The organism is Acidocella sp., from assembly GCF_013044125.1.
GTDB lineage: Bacteria > Pseudomonadota > Alphaproteobacteria > Acetobacterales > Acetobacteraceae > Acidocella.
On sequence record NZ_JABEVC010000193.1, the window covers coordinates 1 to 4,590 of the forward strand.

Sequence of the window (4,590 nt, forward strand, 5' to 3'; positions counted from 1 at the left end):
GACATGGGGGTTGCCGGCGGCGCGATGGACGCCACCTGAACCGGCGCCAGCGGATTCTGCTGCATTTGCCGCGCAGGCGCATCAGGGATGAAGCCCGGCGGCAGCAGGCCGGGGGCTTCGCTCATCGGCTGGGTGTTCAGGGCGAGTTGGTCCGCCTCGGAACGGTGCACCGGGTAATAGCCCTGAATGTTCGGCGCGATCATCGCGACGTAGTTGATCGTCTCGCCGGGCAGCGGCGTGTGGTAGTTCATGTACGAATCCAGCCGCCCCGGTCCGGCGTTATACGCGGCCAGAAACCCCGGTGATCCGTAGATCTGATACATCTCGTGAATATAGGCGGTGCCCGCCATGATATTGTCGTAAGGGTTGAACGGGTCCTGCCCCAGGCCGTAGCGCGACGCCATTTCCTGATACGTCGCCGGTTCCAGCTGCATCAGCCCCATGGCCCCGGCGGCGGAGACGATAAGCTGGCCGTCCAGATATTCATGTCCGCCGGATTCCACGCGCATCACCTGCCGAATCCAAGTTGGCGGCACATCAAAACGGTTGGCGGCGATGTTGATGTAAGGCCCCCAAGGGTCGCTCGGCGGGCCGGGCGGGGCATAATTGCCCGCCGCATGGGCGCGGTAATACGCAAGCGAGTAACCGTTCTGGGCAACCTGGTTGCCGCCCGCGCAGGCGGAGAGCAAGGCAAGGCCAGCGCACCCCAAAACCAGCCGGGCGCCACGGCCGCCTTGCATTACCCGCACGGGCCGGAAACGGTATTTTGCGCTCACAGTCTAAGCCTCCACTTTATAACCATCGGCCTCGGGAGATGACCTGATCTCCAAGGACCGCCAGCATTGCGCGCGGGGCGGGTTAGGCTGCCACGCATCGGACCAAACCAACGCTCGCACACCGCCACGGGGCGGCCTTCGGCGCGGGCACCGTCATATTGCGTGTATCTCGCTCAATAACGGCTTAAACAAGGCAGTGTAACCCATTAAGCTAGAACACAACTCGCAGCAAGGGAAACTTCTGGCGCCGCAACGCTATCTCGCCCCGGCGGGCGATGATAAACAGGGCCATGCTGCTGAATCACCCCCGGAAAAACCTTTGTCTGGCGCTGCTGGGCGCCCTGCCCCTTCTGGCCGGCTGCGCCGCGCGCGCGCCGGTACAACCCGTGGCGCAGACCTCGCCGCTGCGCGGCCGGCTGAGCACCGGCACCGTGATTGCCGTGCGCGCCGTGGACGTACCCGCCGGCAATGCCGCCTTGGCGCGGGTGCTCGCCGGGCTGGGGCAGCCCACGGCCAGCGATCCGCCGCCCGCCGAGGAGGTCGTCATCCGCCGCCGGGATTCCAGCGTCGTCTCCGTGGTTGAGGCGCGCCAGCCCGGCTTCACCCCAGGGGAGCGCGTGAACATCGCCGAAGCGGCGGCAACAGCCGTGCGTCCTCAATAATCCGAGATAATGGCTTAACAACTCGTCATGCGGAGCCGGGGCTGTTGATGCTGCCCCGCCATTCGGCTATCGCCAGGGGATGAACATGATTGCGCCAGAGCAGGGGCAGGCCGCGGTTGAGGTTTCTCACACCGCCAGTGTGCCGGGCCGGGCGGTCACCATCATGGCCAGCCGCGGCTGGCGCGGGCGGCTCACCCTGGCGGCGGCGGATCTGTCCGAGACCCTGCGGCTGTGGCCGCTGGTGTGGACTCTCAGCATGCTCGACATAAGGCTGCGCTATCGCGGCTCTCTGCTCGGCCCGTTCTGGCTCACCCTCTCCACGGCGGTGATGGTCGGCGCCATCGGCTTCCTGTATTCGCGCCTGTTCCACCAGAACATCTCGGCCTATCTGCCGTTTCTTTCGATCTCGCTGGTGCTGTGGAATTTCATCAGCACCGTCACCTCTGACGGCTGCCTCTGCTTCACCCAGGCCGAAGGCATGATCCGCGCCATGCGCATGCCGCTCTCGCTGCACGCGGCGCGCGCGGTGCTGCGCAACATCCTGGTGCTGGCGCATAACATCGTGGTCATCGCCGTGGTTTTCGCGGTGTTCCACACCCAGCCCAGCCTCGCCAGCTTCAGCCTGCTGCCCGCCGCCGCGCTCTGGGTGGTTGACGCCACGGCCCTCACCCTGCTGCTCGGTGCCTTCGGCACACGCTTTCGCGATATTCCGCCGATTGTCGCCAGCGTGGTGCAGATCGCCTTCTACATCACGCCGATCATGTGGAATCCCGCCATGCTGGCGCATCGCGGCCTGAGCATGGTGCTGGTGACATGGAACCCGTTCTACGCGCTGCTCGAGATTATGCGCGGCCCGCTGCTCGGCGGGCCGCTGGACGCCGCCGCCTGGACCGCGGCGCTGGGCTACTCCGCCGCGCTGGTGCTGCTGGCGGGCGCCGTGTTCGCCCGCACGCGCGCGCGCATAGCGTACTGGGTGTAGCCCATGGCCAAGCTGCTGATCGAGAATGTTTCCGTCCGCTTCCCGCTGTATCATGGCGAGAGCCGCAGCCTGAAGAAGACCGTGTTCGCCGCCGCCTCCGGCCGGCTGGGGGAAGACCGCAAGCACCGCCTGGTGGTCGAGGCGCTGCGCGATGTCTCCTTCTCGCTGCACACCGGCGACCGGCTTGGCTTTATCGGCGCCAACGGCGCGGGCAAAACCACCTTGCTGCGCAGCATGGCCGGCATTTACGAGCCGGTTTGCGGGCGCATCGTCATCGACGGCGCGGTGACCGCCCTGCTGGACGCCAACCAGGGCATGAACCTGGAAATGACCGGGCGCGAGAACATCCGGCTGCGCGGGTTGTTTACCGGGCTGAACGAGCCGCAAATCCGCCAGCTGCAAGCCGATGTGGCGGATTTCGCCGGGCTGGACCAGTTTTTGGAGCTGCCCGTGCGCACCTACAGCTCGGGCATGATCGTGCGGCTCGGCTTTGCCCTGGCCACCGCCATCAAACCGCAGATCCTGCTGATGGACGAATGGATTCTGGCCGGAGACGCCGCCTTCATGACCAAGGCCCGCCACCGCCTGGAAACCATGGTGCGCGGCGCGGAGATCCTTGTATTGTCATCGCATAATGCCGATGTCATCTTGCGCTGGTGCAACCGGGTGATCTGGATGGACGGCGGGCAGATAAAAGCCGATGGCCACCCCGAGGATGTTTTGGCGGCTTATCTGCCGCCCGAGCAGTTCGCCCACGCGATGGCCGCCGCGCAAGACGCGGCCTGAACACAAACAACAGCACAAGGAGATATTCATGCAGCAACGTCATCTCGGCAAAAACGCGCAAGGCAATCCGCTCGTTGTTTCCGCCCTCGGGCTGGGGTGCATGGGCATGTCGGAATTCTACGCCGGGCGCGACGACAATGAATCCATCGCCACCATCCACATGGCCATTGCGCGCGGCATCAATTTTTTTGACACGGCGGATATGTACGGCTCTGGCGCCAACGAGGAGCTGGTGGGCAAAGCCATCACCGGCAAGCGCGAAGGGCTGATCATCGCCACCAAATTCGGCAACATGCGCGGCGCGGACGGCGCGTTTCTCGGCGTCAACGGGCGGCCGGAATATGTGCGCGCCTGCGCCGAAGCCTCGCTGAAGCGGCTCGATATCGAGGTGATCGATCTCTACTACCAGCACCGCGTGGACCCCAACGTACCAATCGAGGAGACCGTGGGCGCCATGGCCGAGCTGGTAGCGCAGGGCAAAGTGCGGCATCTGGGCCTGTCCGAGGCGAGTGCGGCCACCATCCGCCGCGCCCATAAAACCCACCCGATCAGCGCGTTGCAAACCGAATATTCGCTCTGGACCCGCGACCTGGAGGCGGAGATCCTGCCCACCCTGCGCGAGCTTGGCATCGGCCTGGTGCCCTACAGCCCGCTGGGCCGTGGTTTTCTCACTGGCGCCTTCAACGCCCTGGCAGACCTGCCGGGCGATGACTACCGCCGCAACTCGCCGCGCTTCTCGGATGAGAATTTCGCCCTCAACCGCGCCCTGGTCGGCGTCATCGAGGACATCGCCGAGCAGAAATCATGCACCGCCGCGCAGGTCGCGCTGGCCTGGGTGCTGGCGCAGGGGCAGGATGTGGCGCCGATCCCCGGCACCAAGCGGCGCGGCTACCTGGAGCAGAATATCGCCGCGCTGGATGTGGCGCTGAGCGCCGATGAGCTGAAAACCCTCACCGCCGCCTTCCGCCCCGGCGCAGCGCTCGGCATGCGCTACGCCCCCGCCGGCATGACGGCGCTGAATCGCTAACCCATGGCCGCGATCGCTTATGTGAACGGACGCTACCGCCCGCTGCGCGAAGCCTCTGTGAATGTCGAGGATCGCGGCTTTCAGTTCGGCGACGGCATTTACGAGGTGCTCTACGTCCACAACCACCGCCTGGCGGACGCGGAGCTGCATTTGGCGCGCATGGCCCGCAGCCTGGGCGAGATCAGCCTGCACCTCACGCTCTCCCCGGCGGCGTTGCTGGTCATCATCCGCGAGGTGCTGCGCCGCAACCGGGTGAGCACCGGGCTGGTGTATATGCAGATTACCCGCGGCGCCGCCCGGCGGGACCACCCCTTCCCCGCCGTGCCGGTGCGCCCCGGCATCGTCATCACCGCGCGCACC

Annotated in this window: 6 protein-coding genes; 5 read left to right on the forward strand and 1 reads right to left on the reverse strand. The window is 65.8% G+C overall.

Translation table 11 applies throughout. From position 1 onward, the window contains the following. The coding region (locus tag HKL97_RS11860) for a lytic transglycosylase domain-containing protein (protein WP_291425594.1) at positions 1-776 on the reverse strand (776 nt) is incomplete at its 3' end. A gap of 290 nt (positions 777-1,066) precedes the next feature. Here HKL97_RS11860 and HKL97_RS11865 point away from each other — a divergent pair. The 5 genes from HKL97_RS11865 to HKL97_RS11885 all read left to right on the forward strand — a co-directional run. Continuing rightward, positions 1,067-1,438: a hypothetical protein gene (locus HKL97_RS11865; RefSeq protein WP_291425596.1), complete on the forward strand. Its 372-nt coding sequence runs from the start codon at positions 1,067-1,069 to the stop codon at positions 1,436-1,438. 85 nt (positions 1,439-1,523) lie between these two features. Beyond that, the gene (locus tag HKL97_RS11870; protein ID WP_291425598.1) at positions 1,524-2,417 is read left to right on the forward strand and encodes an ABC transporter permease; all 894 of its coding nucleotides are present in this window, start codon (positions 1,524-1,526) and stop codon (positions 2,415-2,417) included. Between the two features lie 3 nt (positions 2,418-2,420). Further along, entirely contained in the window at positions 2,421-3,203 is a 783-nt protein-coding gene (locus HKL97_RS11875) for an ABC transporter ATP-binding protein (RefSeq protein ID WP_291425600.1), read from the forward strand. A gap of 28 nt (positions 3,204-3,231) precedes the next feature. Continuing rightward, entirely contained in the window at positions 3,232-4,230 is a 999-nt protein-coding gene (locus HKL97_RS11880) for an aldo/keto reductase (protein ID WP_291425602.1), read from the forward strand. A 3-nt stretch (positions 4,231-4,233) separates the two neighbouring features. Beyond that, on the forward strand, positions 4,234-4,590 hold a 357-nt coding region (locus tag HKL97_RS11885; RefSeq protein WP_291425605.1), incomplete at its 3' end, for an aminotransferase class IV.